Here is a 17194-nt window from a genome sequence, read left to right as displayed (position 1 = left end):
TCGAGGGTCGATGCCGATGGCGTGCCGGTCAAGCCGGGGACAACCCGTGGGGCCGAAGTCGCCAAGGCGACCAGGCGCGGGCCGGTGGTGCAAGGGGCATCGCGGCGGGCTGTGCATCCGACACGGTGATGCACGACGAGGTCAGCGCCGAGACCAGGATGCGCCGGTGCTCGGTGCCGTCGAAGCGCTCGCCGGCTTCCAGAAAGATGTCGCGCGGATCGCGGTCGAGGGTGATCCAGACGGTGCCGCTGCGGCATTCGATGCCCACGCCCGCGCCGTCGGGCACGGCAAAGACAGTGCGTGTCGGCAGCGTGATGTGAAAGCGGGAAGAGGTGGTCGGTTGGGTGCTCATGGCAAGCTCCATTGCATTCGGGATACGAATGAATATAGTGAGCCGACCCTCTCTTTACACGCGGTCATTCGGAACTCGTTGCATGCCTCCAGCGAATGCGAAACCCCCAAAATTGCCGAACAGCGAGCTCCCGCCGCTGGATTTGCTGCGCAGTTTCGATGCCGCCGCGCGCCAGCTCAGCTTCACGCTGGCGGCCGGCGAACTGCACCTCACGCAGTCGGCCGTGAGCCGGCAGATCCAGCAGCTCGAAGCCAGCCTGGGCGTGCTGCTGTTCGAGCGCCGCCATCGCGCGCTGGCGCTCACCGAGGCCGGCGGCGTGCTGCAGCGCGCGGTCACCGACAGCCTGGAGCGGCTGCGCGATGCCACGGCCCGCGTGCGCGCGAGCGCCGCGCCGCGGCAGGTGGCGATCACCTGCACGCCGGGTTTCGCATCGCTCTGGCTCATTCCGAAACTGGCGCGCTTCACCGGCACGCATCCACAGGTCGACGTGCGCCTGTCGGCCACGCTCGACGTGCTCGACCTGGACGTGAGCCGCCTCGACCTCGCGGTGCGCTTCGCGCCCATCGCCCGCGGTGTCGGGCCGGCGCTGTTCGAGGAATCGGTGATCCCGCTGTGCGCGCCGCAGGTTGCCGCGTCGCTGCGGGCGCTGTCGGACTTTTCCGGGCTCACGCTGCTCACCATCGAATACCCGGACCACAGCGAAGCCCCGACCGCCGACTGGGAGCCGTGGCTCAAGGTGATGGGGCTGGAAGACCTGCGCGTGAAGAGCACGCTGCGCTTCACGCAGTACGCCGATGCGGTGGCCGCCGCGGTGGCGGGGCAGGGCGTGGTGATCGGGCGCTTGCCGTTGCTGCGCGAACTGGTGCGCGACGGCCGGCTCGTGGCGCCGCTCGGCGAGGGCGCGGCATCGCACCGCGGCTATTTCATCCAGATGTCCCGCCGCGCCGCGAGCAACCCTGACGCGCAGGACTTCGCGCAATGGCTTCGCGACGAAGCCGAGGCGGCGCAGCGGACCTGAGAACGTCCGCCGCGTTCATGCTCCGGGAATCAATCAGCCCGGCAGCAGCACCTTGTTCACGACGTGGATCACGCCGTTCGACTGGTACACGTTGGCGATCGTTACGGTCGCGGTGCCGCCCTTGGCATCGGTCACCATCACGTTGCCGCCGCTCATCGTCGCGGTGAGCGTGCCGCCGCTCGCGGTCTTCAGCACGGCCTTGCCGCCGCCCGCATTGATTGCGCTCATGAGCGCCGGGCCGTCCATCTTGCCGGGCACCACGTGGTAGGTCAGCACCTTGGTGAGCGTGGGCTTGTTCTCGGGCTTGAGCAGCGTGTCGACCGTGCCGGCCGGGAGCGCGGCGAAGGCGGCGTTGGTCGGTGCGAACACGGTGAACGGGCCCGGGCTCTTGAGCGTGCCGACCAGGTCCGCGGCCTTGACTGCGGCGACCAGCGTCGTGTGGTCCTTCGAATTCACGGCGTTGTCGACGATGTCCTTGGTCGGGTACATCGCGGCGCCGCCGACCATCGGGTTCGACGCGCCGCTGCCGCTCATGCCCATGCCGCCCGCGCAAGCGCCGAGCAGGACCGAAACGCCGAGTGCGATCACGAGTTTTTTCATGGAAGTCTCCTGGAAAGAAATGGTTGTCGAGGTTCTCTGTGGAAACCGCCAACAGCTCGGAGGCGCGATGCGCTTGCAACCAATACGGAGGTCGGATGCAACTGGATTCGTAGGACGGCATCTCGTCGACATCGTGTGGACATCGCGTAGGCTTTGCGCCACAGCGTTGCAAGTGGCGCTTGCGCATCACGCAGGGGCTCGACAGAATCCGCCCTTCGTTTTTCAGCAACAGTTTTTCCCAACGCGCCTGGCGACTTGCAACCTCCCGGGCGACAAACCAATTCAATGAACCGTTTCCTGAACACCTGACCCGCACACCGACCGCCCCGGCCGGATGTGCATCCATGCATCCGCCGAGGCCCTGTCGACAAAGGCCCCGCGCAGCCATTCGCCGGGGCCTTTTTGTTTTTGGAGTGTGCGCACATGAGTGCTCAACGAAAGGCCCGCGACGACGAGAAACGTCTGGGCCGGTTTTACTTTTCGGTGCCGTCCACGGCACCTCGCAATCCCGTCGTGGCCGCGATGGCACGCCGCGAATCGAGCCAGGGCGCCGGGCGCCACCTGCGCACGCACCGTGCGGAGCGGCGTGCGCAGAAGGTCGCGTTGCAGAAGGCTGCACGCAGCGTTGTACGAGGGGGCGAAGATGCGTGACGACATGGACAAGGTCATCGTCGAGCGGCCGCGCCGCGGCGGCAGCTGGCAGGGCGACGGGCGTGCATGGCGCAACAGCAAGGAGGCCGGTTCGCACCTGGGCATGAAGCGCGGCTACCACCGCACGAAGTGGCTCAACGAGAACCTCGCGCCGCTCAAGCGCTGGCTGCACAAGCAGGTGCACAAACCCTGGGACAAGGTGTACGCCGAACTCTGCAGCGGCATCGACCGGCGCAGCACGGTGCAGGCGCACATCTTCGAGCACATCGACCAGTTCGTCGTGCGCGACGCGGTGATGCGCGATGGCCAGGTGTGGGTGAGGGCGTCCTGGTGGGGACGCGGCGACCGCGCACCGCTCGAGGAGGCCTCGCATGTCGAGCTGTTCGTGCACCCGCTCACCGGCATCCTGCTGCCCAACCGGCGGCTGCGTGAAGCGCGCGCGGCGCAGAGGGCGCGCCACGGCAGCTGGGCCGAACGAAACGGCGACCAGCCCTATGCGGTCTACCACGTGCTCGACGAGCACACGCAATGGCACCGCGTCGATGGCTGCTGGTTCGAGATCACGCTCGCCAGGTTTCCCGAAAGGACTGGCGCGATGCAGCCGGAAGAGAAGTGCCACGACGTGCTGCGTCGCTGCCTTGTCACCCGCAGCGGCGCTGCACAGCGGCCCGGGCCCGGCATGCCCACCCACTGCGGCCTGTACGGACGCAACGATGTCTATGCCGCAGCCAAGCGCCAGTTGAGCCGCCGCGAAGTGCGCGCGCGTCTGGGCGCTGCCGCCTGAGGCGGCGCGCTGCCGCTAAGGGTTGTCGAGCTCGCGCTTGATCGACGCGTTGCCGATCTTCTTGCGGCACAGCAGCCGACGCGGCCCCGGCCCCACGGCCATGCCGAGGTCCAGCAGGAGCGCGTCGCGCAGCCGGGCGTCGCCTGCGCGCAGTGACTTGTCGAGCGCATCGACCTTGGCGACCAGTTCATCGAATGGGTCGTCGCCGTTGTCGAGGTTCTCTGCGCGCGGCCCCTTGGCATAGGCGCGCACCAGCAACTCTTCTTCCAACCCCGGCGTCGATGCGAACAGCGCCGGATGCGCGTCGATCCACGCGTGCATCGCCTGCACGCTGGCGGCGTCCGCATAGCTGCGCATCGCTGTCGCGCGATAACTCTCGCCGAAGCCCTTGGCCTCGTCGCACAGGCGAAGCGCAGCGTCGACGCCCTGCTGCGCAGCCACCTGTTCGACCAGCAGGTTGCGTGCATCGACCAGCGTGTGCCGCTCCTGGCGCTGACTGGCTTTCTTGTGTTTGCGGAGGAAAGCGTCGGCGTCGCCGCGACGTGCGTATTCCATCAGCAGCACGCGGTCGGCGCGGTACGCCATGTCGGGCTGCAGGCGCGGCGTGATCTCCTGTTCGACACGCGCCATCTCGCCTTCGAGCGCAAGGTCGGCGGCGATGTGCAGCAAGAGGTGGTCGCGCAGAATCTCGTCCTCGACCTGCAGCGTCCAGGCCAGCATGTCTGTCGCGCCGAGGCCGGCCGTGTCGAACAGCACCTCGATGCGGTCTTTCCAGTTCAGCCCATGGCTGCCGCGGCTGCCTCGCAGGCGGTACATCCTGTCGGCCCACGGCGTGCGATAGCCGCGGTGGCCGAGGTAGCCGCAGCCCAGGCCCTTGCCGGTGTAGGGCTGCGCGGCCAGCGCCTCGATCAGCGGCTGAACCTCGACGGCCAGCGCGTCGAGCTGCGCCTTCTGTTCGTCGCTCGGGTGATAGCCGAAGGCGTTGTCGAGGTTGATGGCGTGGATGCAGCGCGTGAGCGCGTCGTGGATGCGTGGGTCCATCGACGGGATGATAGAGGGGCGTCTTTGCAGGCGGAGCCGGCGCGCTTCGCCGCGATCTATCTCGGCGAGCGGCCCTTCGGGCGGGACGGCACGCTACCCAGGACGTGCAGGCGCCACGGCCCGCGGCAGCACGAGAAATGCCACGGTTCCCACCGCCAGCATCCCCGCCACCGTAAGGAACACCGCGCGGAACGGTTCGACGCCGTTCGCCACGCCCCATGAGGCGGCCACGCCGGTCGTCCATTGCATCAGCGACACGCCGAGGAACATCGCCATGTTGAGCAGCGCCATGGCACGTCCCGTCATGTCGGCCGGATAGGCGCTCTTGGTGTAGGCGTACTGCAGCACGCCGTAGCCCGAGAGAAGGCCATAGACGATCGGAAGGCCGATGTCGACCGCACGCGAATGCGTCAGGGCCATCGCGGCGAACATCAGCGCACCGGCGGATGCGCAGGCCGTCATCCAGCGCGCGCGCTGCGCGGGACCGGGGTCCAGGCGGCCGAAGAGCGCGGGGCTGATCATCCCGGTGACCGTCATCACCAGCGCCACGTTGCCGCTCGCCACGAGCGACAGCCCGTGGCGCTCGTGCAGCACCGGCCCGAGCCAGAGGCCGCGCAGCGTGATGAAAGCCGCATACGACACGCAGGCGAAGCAGAGCAGGCCGAGCGTGTGCGGCATCGCGAACAGCGGCAGCAGCTCGCGCACGGCCTTGCGCAGCGACTGGCGTTCGGCCGGCGCGGCCTGATCCACCCGGTCCGCCGCACGCGCCGGCTCGCGCACGCGCCAGAAGATGACGATCCACGACAGCACGGCGAATGCCGCCAGCACCGTGTAGCCGGCGCGCCATGAAGCAGCCTCGATCAGCAGCGCCAGCGGCGTGCCGGTGAAGAGAATGCCCAGCCCGGCGAGGCTCATCACCAAGCCCGACATCGCGGTGAAGCGCGCGGCATCGAAATGCCGCGCGATGAACACCGTGCACGCGAGGAACGCCGGCGCGCAGCCGACGCCGATCAGCGCCTGCCCGAGCAGCAGCATGTGAAAGCTCGACGCCACCGCGCAGAGCGCAGCCCCCGCGATGGCCAGCGGAAACGTGGTGAGCACCGTGCGGCGCACGCCGAACATGTCGATCGACACGCCCATCGCGAGCTGCATGATGCCGAAGGTGAAGTGGAAGGTGCCGGCCCACGTACCCAGTTGCTGCGGCGAGAGACCGAAGTGGCTGCCGAGCGGCGTGGCCATCATCGCGCCGACGGTTCGGAAGGCCTGGCTGAGCGCGAAGGCCGAAGCGAGGGCCACGAGCATGGCGGCCGCGGAGGTCGACCAGCGCGGCGGGGGCGGCGATGCCGCGTTCGTGTTCATCGGGAGGGGAGAGGCTGAAGGAAGAAGGGAGCGGCACGATGCTAATGGCATGCCGCCCTCCATGCAGAACGGCGCCCGAAGGCGCCGTTCGTTGGCTCAAGCCCGGCGCAGTGCCGGACGCAGGCCGATCAGGCCTCGCCCTTGACCTTCAAACGCCATGCATGCAGCAGCGGCTCGGTGTAGCCGCTCGGCTGCTCGATGCCCTTGAACACCAGGTCCTGCGCCGCCTTGTACGCGGCCGAGGTCGCGAAGTTGCCGGCCATCGGCTGGTACAGCGCGTCGCCCGCGTTCTGTTCGTCGACCACCTTGGCCATGCGCTGGAAGGTCTCGTCGACCTGCGCCCTGGTCACCACGCCGTGCAGCAGCCAGTTGGCGATGTGCTGGCTCGAGATGCGCAGCGTCGCGCGGTCTTCCATCAGACCCACGTTGTGGATGTCGGGCACCTTGGAGCAGCCCACGCCCTGGTCGATCCAGCGCACCACGTAGCCGAGGATGCCCTGCACGTTGTTGTCGATTTCCTGCTGGCGCTCTTCGGCCGTCCACTTGGCTTCGGGTGCGATCGGCACCTGCAGCAGCGCGTTGAGGATGTTGTCGCGCTCGGCGTCGGCATCGATCTTTTCCAGCTCCTGCTGCACCGCGGTCACGCTCACCTGGTGGTAGTGCAGCGCATGCAGCGTGGCGGCGGTGGGCGAGGGCACCCAGGCGGTGTTGGCGCCGGCCTTGGGGTGGCCGATCTTCTGCTCGAGCATCGCGGCCATGAGGTCGGGCATGGCCCACATGCCCTTGCCGATCTGCGCCTTGCCGCGCAGGCCGCACGAGAGGCCGACCAGCACGTTGTTCTTTTCGTAAGCACCGATCCAAGCGCTGGACTTCATGTCGCCCTTGCGGATCATCGGGCCGCCCTGCATGGCGGTGTGCATCTCGTCGCCGGTGCGGTCGAGGAAGCCGGTGTTGATGAAGGCCACGCGCGCGGCCGCTTCGGCGATGCAGGCCTTCAGGTTCACGCTGGTGCGGCGCTCCTCGTCCATGATGCCGAGCTTGACGGTGTTGGCGGGCAGACCGAGCAGTTGCTCGACGCGGCCGAACAGCTCGCTCGCGAAGGCCACTTCGGCGGGGCCGTGCATCTTCGGCTTGACGATGTAGATGCTGCCGGTGCGCGAGTTGCCCTTGCGCTTCAAGTCGATGGTGGCGATGGTGGTGGTCACCACGGCATCGAGGATGCCTTCCGGAATTTTCTTGCCGCCCGCGTACAGGATGGCCGGGTTGGTCATCAGGTGGCCCACGTTGCGCAGGAACATGAGCGAGCGGCCGTGCAGCTTCACGGGTTGGCCATCGGCGCCGGTGTATTCGCGATCGGCGTTCAGGCCGCGCGTGAAGGTCTTGCCGCCCTTGGCGACTTCTTCCGTCAGCGTGCCTTCGACGATGCCGAGCCAGTTCGCGTATGCGACCACCTTGTCGGCCGCATCCACCACGGCCACCGAGTCTTCGAGGTCGAGGATGGTCGAGAGCGCGGCTTCGAGCACCAGGTCGCTCACGCCGGCCGCGTCGGTCTTGCCGATGGCGGTGCTGCGGTCGATGCGGATATCGAGGTGAATGCCGTTGTGCTTGAGCAGCACCGAAGACGGCGCAGCAGCGTCGCCCTGGTAGCCGATGAACTGCGCGGGGTCAGCCAGGCCGGTGCTGCTGCTCTGCAGCGCGACGACCAGCTTGCCGTCCTTCACGCTGTAGCCGGTCGCCATCTTGTGCGAGCCGTTTTCCAGCGGCGCGGCCTGGTCGAGCACGTTGCGCGCGAACTCGATGACCTTGGCGCCGCGCACCGGGTTGTAGCCCTTGCCCTTTTCAGCGCCGCCGGTTTCGGGGATGGCATCGGTGCCGTAGAGCGCGTCGTACAGCGAGCCCCAGCGCGCGTTGGCGGCGTTGAGCGCGTAGCGGGCATTCAGGATCGGCACCACGAGTTGCGGACCGGCTTGCAGCGCGAGTTCGGAGTCGACGTTCGCGGTCGTGGCCTTCGCGCCCTTGGGTTGCGGCAGCAGGTAGCCGATCTTCTCGAGAAAGGCGCGGTAGGCCGGCATGTCGGCGATCGGGCCGGGGTTCTTCTTGTGCCAGGCGTCGAGTTCGCTCTGCAGGCGGTCGCGCTCGGCGAGCAATGCGACGTTCTTGGGCGCGAGGTCGCTCACGATGGCGTCGAAGCCTTTCCAGAAGGCGTCGCTGGCCACGCCGGTGGCGGGCAGGACCTTGTCCTCGATGAAACGGTGGAGCTCGGTCGCGACCTGAAGTCCGTGGGCGGTGGTGCGGGCGGTCATTTTTCTCTCCTGGAAATCGAAATACGGCGGAATACGGAAGCTAAAGACGTGGGTGTCGCAATGACGTAGGTCAACTTTATTCGATACCTTACGAAGGAGTAAGAGCCGAAAGTGGGATTTATCAATGACAAAAATGAGGGTAATGGCGGTTCGGCGCCGCTTTTTACGCAAAGGGTAGGCACTGATGGAGGCGCTGCGGGCGCGGGATATATTTAATTTCTTAAATAAATCCAGCACGCGCCGAAATGATCCTCCTGGCTTCCAACGAAAACCCGCTCGGCATGCCCGAGTCGGCCCGCCGCGCCGCGGCCGCCGCCCTCGAAGGCGCCGGCAACTACCCCGACAGCAACGGCACCACGCTCAAGAATGCACTGGCCGCCCGGCTCGACGTGTCGCCCGAGTGGCTCACGCTCGGCAGCGGATCGAGCGAAATCCTCGAACTCGCCGCGCAGGTGAGCTTGAAACCGGGCGAGAACGTCGTCTATTCGCAGTACGGCTTCATCGTCTACGCGCAGGCCACGGCGCATGCCCATGCACGCGCCACCGTCGTGCCCTCGCAAGATTTCGGCCACGACCTCGACGCGATGCGCGCCGCGATCGCCGAAGACACCAAGCTGGTCTTCGTCGCCAACCCGAACAACCCGACCGGCACCTTCATCGATGCTGCGCCGCTGCTGGCCTTTCTGCAATCGGTGCCCGCGCACGTGACGGTGCTGCTCGACGAGGCCTACACCGAATACCTCTCGCCCGCGCAGCGCTACGACAGCATCGAATGGGTGCGGCGCCTGCCGAACCTGATCGTCGCGCGCACCTTCTCCAAGGCCTTCGGCCTCGCGGGGATGCGCATCGGCTACGGCGTGTCGCAGCCGCCGCTGACTTCGCGCATGAACGCGCAACGGCCGCGCTTCAACGTGACGACGCCGGCCCAGGCCGCCGCGGTGGCCGCGCTCGGCGACACGGAATTCCTCGCGCGCACCTACGAACTCAACAGCGCCGGACGCGAGCAGCTCGCCGCGGGTTTCACCGAGCTGGGCCTGACGTGCATCCCATCGTCCGGCAACTTCCTCATGGTGCAGGTCGGCGATGCACAAGCTGTGCACGCGCGCCTCCTGGCCGCCGGCATCGAGGTCTCGCTGCTCGGCCCCTACGGCCTGCCGCAGTGGCTGCGTGTGAGCGTCGGCCTGCCCGACCAGAACAAGGCGCTGCTCGCCGCGCTGCGCTGAGCGCGATCCCGATTCCCACCACGACCCCCGAGGAGACAGAAGCATGAAACGCCGCCAGTTCGCAGCGCAGGCCGCTGCCGTCATTGCCGCCGCGGCCACCGCGCCGAGGGCCTTCGCGCAGGAGCGCACGACGCGCATCCTGATCGGGTTTCCGCCGGGCGGCTCGGCGGACGTGGTGGCGCGGCTCCTGGCCGACAAGATGCGTGTCTCGCTAGGGCATAACGTCATCATCGACAACAAGCCCGGCGCGGCGGGGCGCCTCGCGCTGGCGGAGCTCAAGCGCTCTCCGCCCGACGGCAGCGTGCTGATCTTCTCGCCGAGCGGCGCGATGGTGATTCACCCGTGGCTCTATGCGAACCTCGGCTACGACCCGGCGAAGGACTTCACGCCCATCGCGCTCGGCAGCACCTTCGACTTCGCGATAACCGCCGGCCCGGGCGCGCCGCCCGGCGACCTGAAGACGGTGCTGGCCTGGATGAAGGCCAACCCCGGCAAGGCCAACTACGCAACCTCGGGCGCGGGCACGGTGCCGCACTTCGCGGGCCAGTTGCTGGCGCAGGCGGCAGGCGTCCCGATGACGCATGTCGCCTACCGCGGCGGCGCGCCGGCCGCGCAGGACCTGATCGGCGGACAGGTGCCGCTGATGGTCGACACCGCCTCCGAAACCATCGAGCATCACCGCGCCGGCAAGGTGCGCATCCTTGCAGTGACGGGCGAGCAGCGCAGCCGCGCGCTGCCCGACGTGCCGACGCTGAAGGAGGCCGGCATCAACGTGACGGCCGATGCGTTCTTCGGCCTCTACGGCCCGCCGGGGATGTCGCCCGAAACGGTGGCGCGCATCGACAAGGCCGTGGCCGACGCGCTGCGCATGCCCGATGTGCAGGACAGGATCTATGCGCTGGGGCTCGTGCCGGCGCATGCGAGCCCGGCCGAACTGGCCGCTATTCAAGCGGCGCACCTCAAGCGCTGGGAAATGCCGATCAAGAACTCGGGCTTCAAGGCCGAATCCTGAAGGTCCCGCATTTCTCCCTCCCCTCCCGGGGGAGGGCCGGGGTGGGGGCAAGCGGCGGTCGATGAAACACATCGCTGAACAAGTGCCGCTTGCCCCCCATGCCAACCTTCCCCCGGAAGGGGAAGGGGCAAGAGCTTCACATCAGACCTGCCCGCTGAGCTCCTTCGCCGCAGCGCGCACGGGCTCGATGTAAGCCTCGTCATAGCGGTGCGTCGGCATCGTCAGCGTGACTGCCGCGGCGAGGCTGCCGTCCGCATGGAACACCGGCGCCGAGATGCCCGCGAGTTCGGCCGTTCGATCGCCCACCAGCGCGCAGAAACCCTGCGCGCGGATCGCTTCATACAGCTTGCGTTCCCTCGCGCCGCGCGGCCGTTCGGTATCGGGACCAAAGGCGATCAGCACGCGCGCACCGGCGCCGCGGTCATTGGGCAAGAGGTCGCCCGCGCGGACGTGGTCGCGCACCACATGCGATGAATCGACGCGGAACTGGCACAGGCGCACCCAGCCGTCGCCCTGGTCCTGCCGCACGTGGTACGCCGCGCTTTCGCCAGTGGCGGCTGCGAGAGCACGCAGCATCGGCAGCACGATGCGGTCGAGCGACTGCGACGCGGTATAGAGCCCATGCAGCCGCGCGATCTCCATGCCCAGCGCGTAGCGGCCGTCGTCCTGCCGGCGGATCAACCGCGCGTGTTCGAGCGATGCCAAAAGCCGCAGCGCCGTGCTCTTGTAGAGCTGCGTGCGCTCGGCGAACTGCGCGAGCGACAGCGCTTCGTCGCCCGGCTGGAACGCCGACAGCAGGCTCAGCGCGCGATCGACCGCGGCGGCACCGCCGGGTGCGGCGTTGAGGTCGGAAAGCGATTCGGTCTGGGCTTTGCGGGGCATGGGCGTGACTTGACAGGGAAAGTCGATCGACGGTGTAATTCTGTTTAACGGAATTTAGTTCTGTCCAGCAGAACAGTCAAGCGATCCACACCAAGATCGCTCCAAGGAGACGAAGTTGATGACACCCCCCGACGTCCTCATCAGCGAGGTCGGCCCGCGCGACGGCCTGCAATCGGTCAAGGCCACCATGCCAACGGCCGACAAGCTGCGCTGGATCGACGCGCTCTACGCCGCCGGCGTGCGCGAGATCGAGGTCGCTTCCTTCGTGCCAGCGAAGCTGCTGCCCCAGATGGCCGACGCCGCCGACGTGGTGCGGCATGCGATCACGCTGCCCGGGCTTACCGTGATGGCGCTGGTGCCCAACCGCAAAGGCGCACAGGCCGCGCTCGAAGCGGGCGTGCACAAGCTCACGATGCCGGTGTCGGCGAGCGTGGCGCATTCGCTCGCCAACGTTCGCAAGACGCCGACGGAAATGGTCGAGGAGGTGCGCGCCATCTCCGACCTGCGCCGCGCCATTGCGCCGCAGGTCAAGCTCGAAGCCGGCATCTCCACCGCATTCGGTTGCACGCTGCAGGGGCTGGTGCCGGAAGACGACGTGATCCGCCTCGCCGCGCAATGCATCGAAGCCGGTGCCGAAGAAGCGGGCCTTTCGGACACCGTCGGCTACGCCAACCCGGCGCAGGTGCGTCGACTCTTCAAGCGCCTGCGCGCGGAACTCGGCACGCACGCCGGTGCGGCCCACATGCACAACACGCGCGGCCTCGGCATCGCGAACTGCCTGGCAGCGTGGGACGAAGGCGTGCGCACCTTCGACGCCTCGCTCGGCGGTCTCGGCGGCTGCCCCTACGCGCCCGGCGCCTCGGGCAACGCCGTGACCGAAGACCTCGTCTTCATGTTCGAGGCCATGGGCGTCCGCACCGGCATCGACATCCGGAAACTCATCGCGGCGCGCGCGCCGCTCATGGCCGGCCTGCCCGGCGAACCGGTCTACGGCATGACGCCGGAAGCCGGGTTGCCCAAAGGTTTTGTCCAGGAACACAACACACATGTCTGAAGCCAATCCACCGCCCTCCCTTCCCTATGCGGGCGTCCGCGTCGTCGAGTTCACCCACATGGTCATGGGCCCGACCTGCGGGCTGCTGCTGGCCGACCTCGGCGCCGAGGTCATCAAGGTCGAGCCCATCGAGGGCGACAACACGCGCCGCCTGCTCGGTTCGGGCTCGGGTTTTTTCCCGACCTTCAACCGCAACAAGAAGAGCATCGCGCTCGACCTGAAGAAGCCCGAAGGCGTGGAGGCCGCGCTGCGCCTGATCGCCACCGCCGACATCGTGAGCGAGAACTTCAAGCCCGGCACGATGAAGAAACTGGGGCTCGACTACGAGACGCTCAGCAAGCTCAATCCGCGCCTCATCTATGTGAGCCACAAGGGTTTCCTGCCCGGCCCCTACGACCACCGCACGGCGCTGGACGAAGTGGTTCAGATGATGGGCGGCCTCGCCTACATGACCGGCCGCTCGGGCGACCCGCTGCGCGCGGGCACCAGCGTGAACGACATCATGGGCGGCATGTTCGGCGCCATCGGCGCGATGGCCGCGCTGCGCCAGCGCGATGCGACCGGCAAGGGCTGCGAGGTGCAGGCGGCGCTGTTCGAGAACAACGTGTTCCTCGTCGCGCAGCACATGATGCAGTTCGCCGCCACGGGCAAGGCGGCCGACCCGATGCCCAGCCGCATCTCGGCCTGGGCGGTGTACGACGTCTTCACCGTGAAGGACGGCGAGCAGATCTTTCTTGCGGCCGTCAGCGACAAGCAGTGGGCCATCTTCTGCAAGGCCTTCGGCCTGGAAGACATGCTGGCCGACCCGCGCCTGAAGACCAACAACGACCGCGTGCGCGCGCGCGACTGGATGATGCCGATCCTGCGCTCGCACCTGGCCGACCGCAGCGCGGCCGAACTCGCTGCCGTGTTCGAGCAGAACGAGTTGCCGTTCGCGCCGATCACCAAGCCAGAGGAGCTCTTCGACGATCCGCATCTGAACGCCACCGGTGGCCTCGCACCGGTGCGCATGAACGACGGCCACATGGCCAAGGTGCCGCTCGCGCCCTTCACGCTCGGCGGCCAGCGCCCCGGCATCCGCCTGCAGCCGCCGCGCATCGGCGAGCACGGCGACGAGTTGCTGAGGGAAGTGGGCTACAGCGAGCCGGAAATCGCCGCGCTTCGCGCCGCTGGCGCAACCTCCGGCGGCTGAGGCCTTATGGCGGGCTCTATCTATATAGTTCCCGCCCCATGGACCGCCTGAAGCAACTTGAATCCTTCGTCTCGGTCGCGACCCGCGGCAGCCTCACGGCCGCGGCCAAGGCCGAGGGGGTGGCGCCCGCGATCATGGGACGCCGGCTCGATGCGCTGGAGGAGCGCCTCGGCGTGAAGCTGCTGGTGCGCACCACGCGGCGCATCACGCTCACGCACGAGGGCAGCGCCTTTCTCGAAGACTGCCAGCGGCTGCTCACCGAATTCCAGAACGCCGAGGCCAGCGTGAGCGCCGGCGGCGTCAAAGCGAGCGGGCATCTGCGGGTGACGGCGCCGGCCGGCTTCGGGCGCCGGCATGTCGCGCCGCTGGTGCCGCGCTTTCATGCGCTGCATCCGGAGGTGACGATCTCGCTCAACCTCAGCGACCGCGTGGTCGACGTGACCGGCGAGAGCTTCGATTGCGCGGTGCGCGTGGGCGACCTGCCCGATTCATCGCTCGTGAGCGTGCGCCTCGCCGACAACCGCCGCCGCTGCGTGGCGACGCCCGATTTCCTGCGCCGCCACGGCACGCCGAAGCACCCGGGCGATCTGTCGCGCTTCGCCTGCCTCACGCTGTCGAGCGATGCCTCGCAGACGCGCGGCTGGGCCTTTCGCGTCACCACCGAGGCCGGCGTGGAAGAGCTGATCCACCTGCGCCCGAGCGGCCCGCTCGATTGCTCCGACGGCCAGGTGCTGCACGACTGGTGCCTGGCCGGCCACGGCATCGCCTGGCGCAGCACCTGGGAGGTCGAGGCCGAGATCGACGCGGGCCTCCTGGTGCCGGTGCTCGATGAATTCGCCGCGCCGCCCAACGGCATCTACGCGGTGTTCGCGGGCGCCAAGCACCTGCCGCTGCGGGTGCGACTGTGGCTTGATTTCCTCAAGGACCAATACGGACAACCGGAATTCTGGGGACGAACGGCCTGACGGTGCGAGAGCGGCGGCACAATCTGTTTGCATTTGCAACCCGTTCCGGAAGAAAGCCATCGATGACCCTCGAAGCCATCCTCGCCTACGTGCACTTGCTCGCCATCCTCACGATGGTCGTGTTCATTTCCAGCGAGGCCGCCCTGTGCCGCGTGCAGTGGCTCAACGCCGCGGTCGTCGAGCGGCTTGCCAAGGTCGACATGGTCTACGGCATCGCCGCCATCGCGGTGCTCGTCACCGGCATCGCGCGCACCTGGTGGGGCGTGAAGGGCACGGCCTGGTACTGGACCAACCCGCTGCTGCACGTGAAGCTGGGGCTCTTCATCATCGTGGGCGTGCTGTCGATCTTTCCGACGCTCACTTACTTCCGCTGGCGCAAGACGCTGCGTTCCACCGGCAAGCTGCCGGTCGAGGACGACATCAGGAAGACGCGCAGGCTGGTGATGGTGCAGGCCCACCTGATCGCACTGATCCCGCTGGTCGCCGTGTTCCTGGCGCGCGGCTTCGGCAAGTAATAAAAAAGCCCGCACGGGTCGGGCTCTTTCTTTCTGCGCTGTTCTTTATCAGCGCGACGCGGGCCTCATCAGGCCTTGGCGTCCTTCTCGCACTTCTTGATGAAGCTGTTCTTGGCGGCGCCGGCCAGCGGCTTGCCGTTCTTGTCGATGGCCTTGGCGGCGCAAGCGGGGGCTGCGGCGGCCTTGGTGTCTTTCTCGCATTTCTTGATGGAGCTGGCCTTGGCGGCGCCGGCCAGGGGCTTGCCGTTCTTGTCGATGGCCTTGGCATCGCAGGTGGCGCCAGCGGCGGGTGCCGCGGCAGCGGGAGCGGCGGCGGCCGGGGCGACAGCGGGCGCGGGAGCCTTGTCTTGTGCCTGTGCGGCGCCGAAAGTCAGGCAGGCGCCCAGGGCGACCAGGGAAAGGAACTTCTTCATGGTGATATGTCCTTGCAAGGTGGAGTTGTGACAGGTGCCCCGCCCCGGGGCCGCTCATCCTAACGGCCGGAGGCAACGATCGGATGACGATCGTCAACAGCGCCCGGGTTTGCCCCCGGTAAAATTCACAGATGCTATTGGTCAAACAGGAGCTGCTCGCGGCGCTCGCGAACACGCTCGAATCCCTCTCCCCCGGTGCCGGCGCCAAAGCCGCGTTCGAATCGCCCAAGGTGGCGGCGCATGGCGATTTCGCCAGCACCGCCGCCATGCAGCTCGCCAAACCGCTCGCGAAGAAGCCCCGCGAACTGGCCGAGCAACTGAGCGCTGCGCTGCTCGCCACCCCCGCTTTCGGCCAATGGGTCGAGGCCATCGAGATCGCCGGGCCCGGCTTCCTCAACATCCGCCTGAAGACCGCCGCCAAGCAGCAGATCGTGCGCGAAGTGCTGGCTGCAGGTCACACTTTCGGCCAGCAGCCCGCCACCGGCGAGAAGGTGCTGGTCGAGTTCGTCTCGGCCAATCCGACCGGTCCGCTGCATGTGGGCCACGGCCGCCAGGCGGCGCTGGGCGACGCCATCTGCAACCTGCGCGCCTCGCAGGGCGACAGCGTCTGGCGCGAGTTCTATTACAACGACGCCGGCGTGCAGATCCAGACACTGGCCAACAGCACGCAATTGCGCGCCCGCGGCTTCAAGCCCGGCGACCCGGAGTGGCCGAGCGGCGAAAAGGCACCCGCCTACAACGGCGACTACATCGCCGACATCGCCGAGGACTTCAAGGCCAAGAAAACCGTCAAGTCGGACGACCGCGAATACACCGCGAGCGGCGACATCGACGACATCGACTCGATCCGCGAATTCGCCGTGGCGTACCTGCGTCGCGAACAGGACCTGGACCTGCAGGCCTTCCGCGTGCGCTTCGACAACTATTACCTCGAGTCCAGCCTCTACATCAGCGGCCGCGTCGAGGCCGCCGTGGGCAAGCTCGTGGCCGCCGGCAAGACCTACGAGGAAGACGGCGCTCTCTGGCTCAGATCGACCGACTACGGCGATGACAAAGACCGCGTGATGAAGAAGAAGGACGGCACGTACACGTACTTCGTGCCCGACGTCGCCTATCACATTGCCAAGTGGGAGCGGGGTTTCCACAAGGTCGTGAACATCCAGGGCACCGACCACCACGGCACGATCGCGCGGGTGCGCGCCGGGCTGCAGGCGGCGGGCGAAGGCATTCCCGAGGGCTATCCCGACTACGTGCTGCACACGATGGTGCGCGTGATGAAGGGCGGCGAAGAGGTCAAGATCAGCAAGCGCGCCGGCAGCTACGTCACGTTGCGCGACCTGATCGAGTGGACGAGCACCGATGCCGTGCGCTTCTTCCTCCTGAGCCGCAAGCCCGACACCGAATACACCTTCGACGTCGACCTCGCGGTGACCAAGAACAACGACAACCCGGTGTACTACGTGCAGTACGCGCATGCGCGCATCTGCTCGGTGCTGGCCGGCTGGGGTGGCGACGCCGCCACGCTGAAGGATGTGGACCTGTCGCCGCTGGAAAGCCCGGCAGCGCAGGCGCTGATGCTGCTGCTGGCCAAGTACCCGGCCATGCTCACCGCCGCGTCGAAGGATTTCGCCCCGCACGACGTCACTTTCTACCTGCGCGAACTGGCCGCGAGTTACCACAGCTATTACGACGCCGAGCGCATTCTGGTGGACAACGAAAAGGTCAAGCTGGCCCGCCTGGCGCTGGTCGCCGCGACCGCGCAGGTGCTGCACAATGGCCTCGCGATTCTCGGCGTCAGTGCGCCGAACAAGATGTGAACAACCTCACTCC

The 17194-nt window shown here is 67.5% G+C and carries 17 protein-coding genes; 10 read left to right on the top strand and 7 right to left on the bottom strand.

What is annotated here, in order from left to right; genetic code table 11:
* Positions 1-28: 28 nt before the first annotated feature.
* Positions 29-352: a DUF2917 domain-containing protein gene (locus QF040_RS22385; RefSeq protein WP_429612869.1), complete on the bottom strand. Its 324-nt coding sequence runs from the start codon at positions 350-352 to the stop codon at positions 29-31.
* Positions 353-434: 82 nt separating this feature from the next.
* On the opposite strand from QF040_RS22385, the gene QF040_RS22380 reads away from it, so the two are divergent.
* On the top strand, positions 435-1370 hold the full coding sequence (locus QF040_RS22380) for a LysR substrate-binding domain-containing protein (RefSeq protein ID WP_429612868.1): 936 nt from the start codon (positions 435-437) through the stop codon (positions 1368-1370).
* Between the two features lie 33 nt (positions 1371-1403).
* Here the strand turns inward: QF040_RS22380 and QF040_RS22375 are convergent, their stop codons facing one another.
* Complete coding sequence (locus tag QF040_RS22375) at positions 1404-1910, bottom strand: fasciclin domain-containing protein (protein WP_416367506.1); 507 nt, start codon at positions 1908-1910, stop codon at positions 1404-1406.
* Positions 1911-2393: 483 nt separating this feature from the next.
* On the opposite strand from QF040_RS22375, the gene QF040_RS22370 reads away from it, so the two are divergent.
* Both QF040_RS22370 and QF040_RS22365 read left to right on the top strand, forming a co-directional pair.
* A complete protein-coding gene (locus QF040_RS22370) occupies positions 2394-2621 on the top strand; it encodes a hypothetical protein (RefSeq protein WP_429612867.1) in 228 nt (75 codons plus the stop codon).
* Positions 2614-3405 (top strand): hypothetical protein, encoded by a 792-nt coding sequence (locus QF040_RS22365; protein ID WP_429612866.1) that lies wholly within the window; start codon positions 2614-2616, stop codon positions 3403-3405. Before QF040_RS22370 ends, QF040_RS22365 begins: the two co-directional genes overlap by 8 nt.
* Before the next feature lie 15 nt (positions 3406-3420).
* On the opposite strand, the gene QF040_RS22360 is transcribed toward QF040_RS22365, so the two are convergent.
* From QF040_RS22360 to QF040_RS22350, 3 genes are all read right to left on the bottom strand, one after another.
* Positions 3421-4446 carry a hypothetical protein gene (locus QF040_RS22360; RefSeq protein ID WP_429612865.1) on the bottom strand — a complete coding sequence of 342 codons (1026 nt, stop codon included), beginning with the start codon at positions 4444-4446 and terminating at the stop codon, positions 3421-3423.
* Positions 4447-4539: 93 nt separating this feature from the next.
* The gene (locus QF040_RS22355) at positions 4540-5805 is read right to left on the bottom strand and encodes an MFS transporter (protein ID WP_429612864.1); all 1266 of its coding nucleotides are present in this window, start codon (positions 5803-5805) and stop codon (positions 4540-4542) included.
* 128 nt (positions 5806-5933) lie between these two features.
* A complete protein-coding gene (locus QF040_RS22350; protein ID WP_429612863.1) occupies positions 5934-8108 on the bottom strand; it encodes a malate synthase G in 2175 nt (724 codons plus the stop codon).
* Positions 8109-8353: 245 nt separating this feature from the next.
* Between QF040_RS22350 and hisC the strand changes: the two genes are divergently transcribed.
* Both hisC and QF040_RS22340 read left to right on the top strand, forming a co-directional pair.
* Positions 8354-9331, top strand: coding sequence for a histidinol-phosphate transaminase (gene hisC, locus QF040_RS22345; RefSeq protein ID WP_429612862.1), 978 nt, complete (start codon positions 8354-8356; stop codon positions 9329-9331).
* Positions 9332-9374: 43 nt separating this feature from the next.
* Complete coding sequence (locus tag QF040_RS22340) at positions 9375-10343, top strand: Bug family tripartite tricarboxylate transporter substrate binding protein (RefSeq protein WP_429612861.1); 969 nt, start codon at positions 9375-9377, stop codon at positions 10341-10343.
* A 141-nt stretch (positions 10344-10484) separates the two neighbouring features.
* Here QF040_RS22340 and QF040_RS22335 read toward each other — a convergent pair whose 3' ends face one another.
* Positions 10485-11225 carry an IclR family transcriptional regulator gene (locus QF040_RS22335; RefSeq protein ID WP_429612860.1) on the bottom strand — a complete coding sequence of 247 codons (741 nt, stop codon included), beginning with the start codon at positions 11223-11225 and terminating at the stop codon, positions 10485-10487.
* 118 nt (positions 11226-11343) lie between these two features.
* Here QF040_RS22335 and QF040_RS22330 point away from each other — a divergent pair, with 118 nt between their 5' ends.
* The 4 genes from QF040_RS22330 to QF040_RS22315 all read left to right on the top strand — a co-directional run bounded on the left by QF040_RS22330 (position 11344) and on the right by QF040_RS22315 (position 14951).
* The gene (locus QF040_RS22330; protein ID WP_429612859.1) at positions 11344-12279 is read left to right on the top strand and encodes a hydroxymethylglutaryl-CoA lyase; all 936 of its coding nucleotides are present in this window, start codon (positions 11344-11346) and stop codon (positions 12277-12279) included.
* The gene (locus QF040_RS22325) at positions 12272-13471 is read left to right on the top strand and encodes a CaiB/BaiF CoA transferase family protein (protein ID WP_429612858.1); all 1200 of its coding nucleotides are present in this window, start codon (positions 12272-12274) and stop codon (positions 13469-13471) included. The genes QF040_RS22330 and QF040_RS22325 overlap by 8 nt, the downstream gene beginning before the upstream one ends.
* Positions 13472-13509: 38 nt before the next feature.
* A complete protein-coding gene (locus tag QF040_RS22320; protein ID WP_307644782.1) occupies positions 13510-14436 on the top strand; it encodes a LysR family transcriptional regulator in 927 nt (308 codons plus the stop codon).
* A 62-nt stretch (positions 14437-14498) separates the two neighbouring features.
* On the top strand, positions 14499-14951 hold the full coding sequence (locus tag QF040_RS22315; protein WP_429612857.1) for a DUF2214 family protein: 453 nt from the start codon (positions 14499-14501) through the stop codon (positions 14949-14951).
* A gap of 68 nt (positions 14952-15019) precedes the next feature.
* On the opposite strand, the gene QF040_RS22310 is transcribed toward QF040_RS22315, so the two are convergent.
* A complete protein-coding gene (locus QF040_RS22310; RefSeq protein ID WP_429612856.1) occupies positions 15020-15364 on the bottom strand; it encodes a hypothetical protein in 345 nt (114 codons plus the stop codon).
* Between the two features lie 131 nt (positions 15365-15495).
* Here QF040_RS22310 and argS point away from each other — a divergent pair, with 131 nt between their 5' ends.
* A complete protein-coding gene (gene argS, locus QF040_RS22305) occupies positions 15496-17181 on the top strand; it encodes an arginine--tRNA ligase (RefSeq protein ID WP_429612855.1) in 1686 nt (561 codons plus the stop codon).
* Positions 17182-17194: the final 13 nt, after the last annotated feature.

The sequence above is a fragment of the Variovorax sp. W2I14 genome, assembly GCF_050435205.1.
Classification (GTDB): domain Bacteria; phylum Pseudomonadota; class Gammaproteobacteria; order Burkholderiales; family Burkholderiaceae_C; genus Variovorax; species Variovorax paradoxus_C.
Note: the sequence above shows the minus strand (reverse complement) of the source record. Positions and strands in the feature narration are given on the sequence as shown.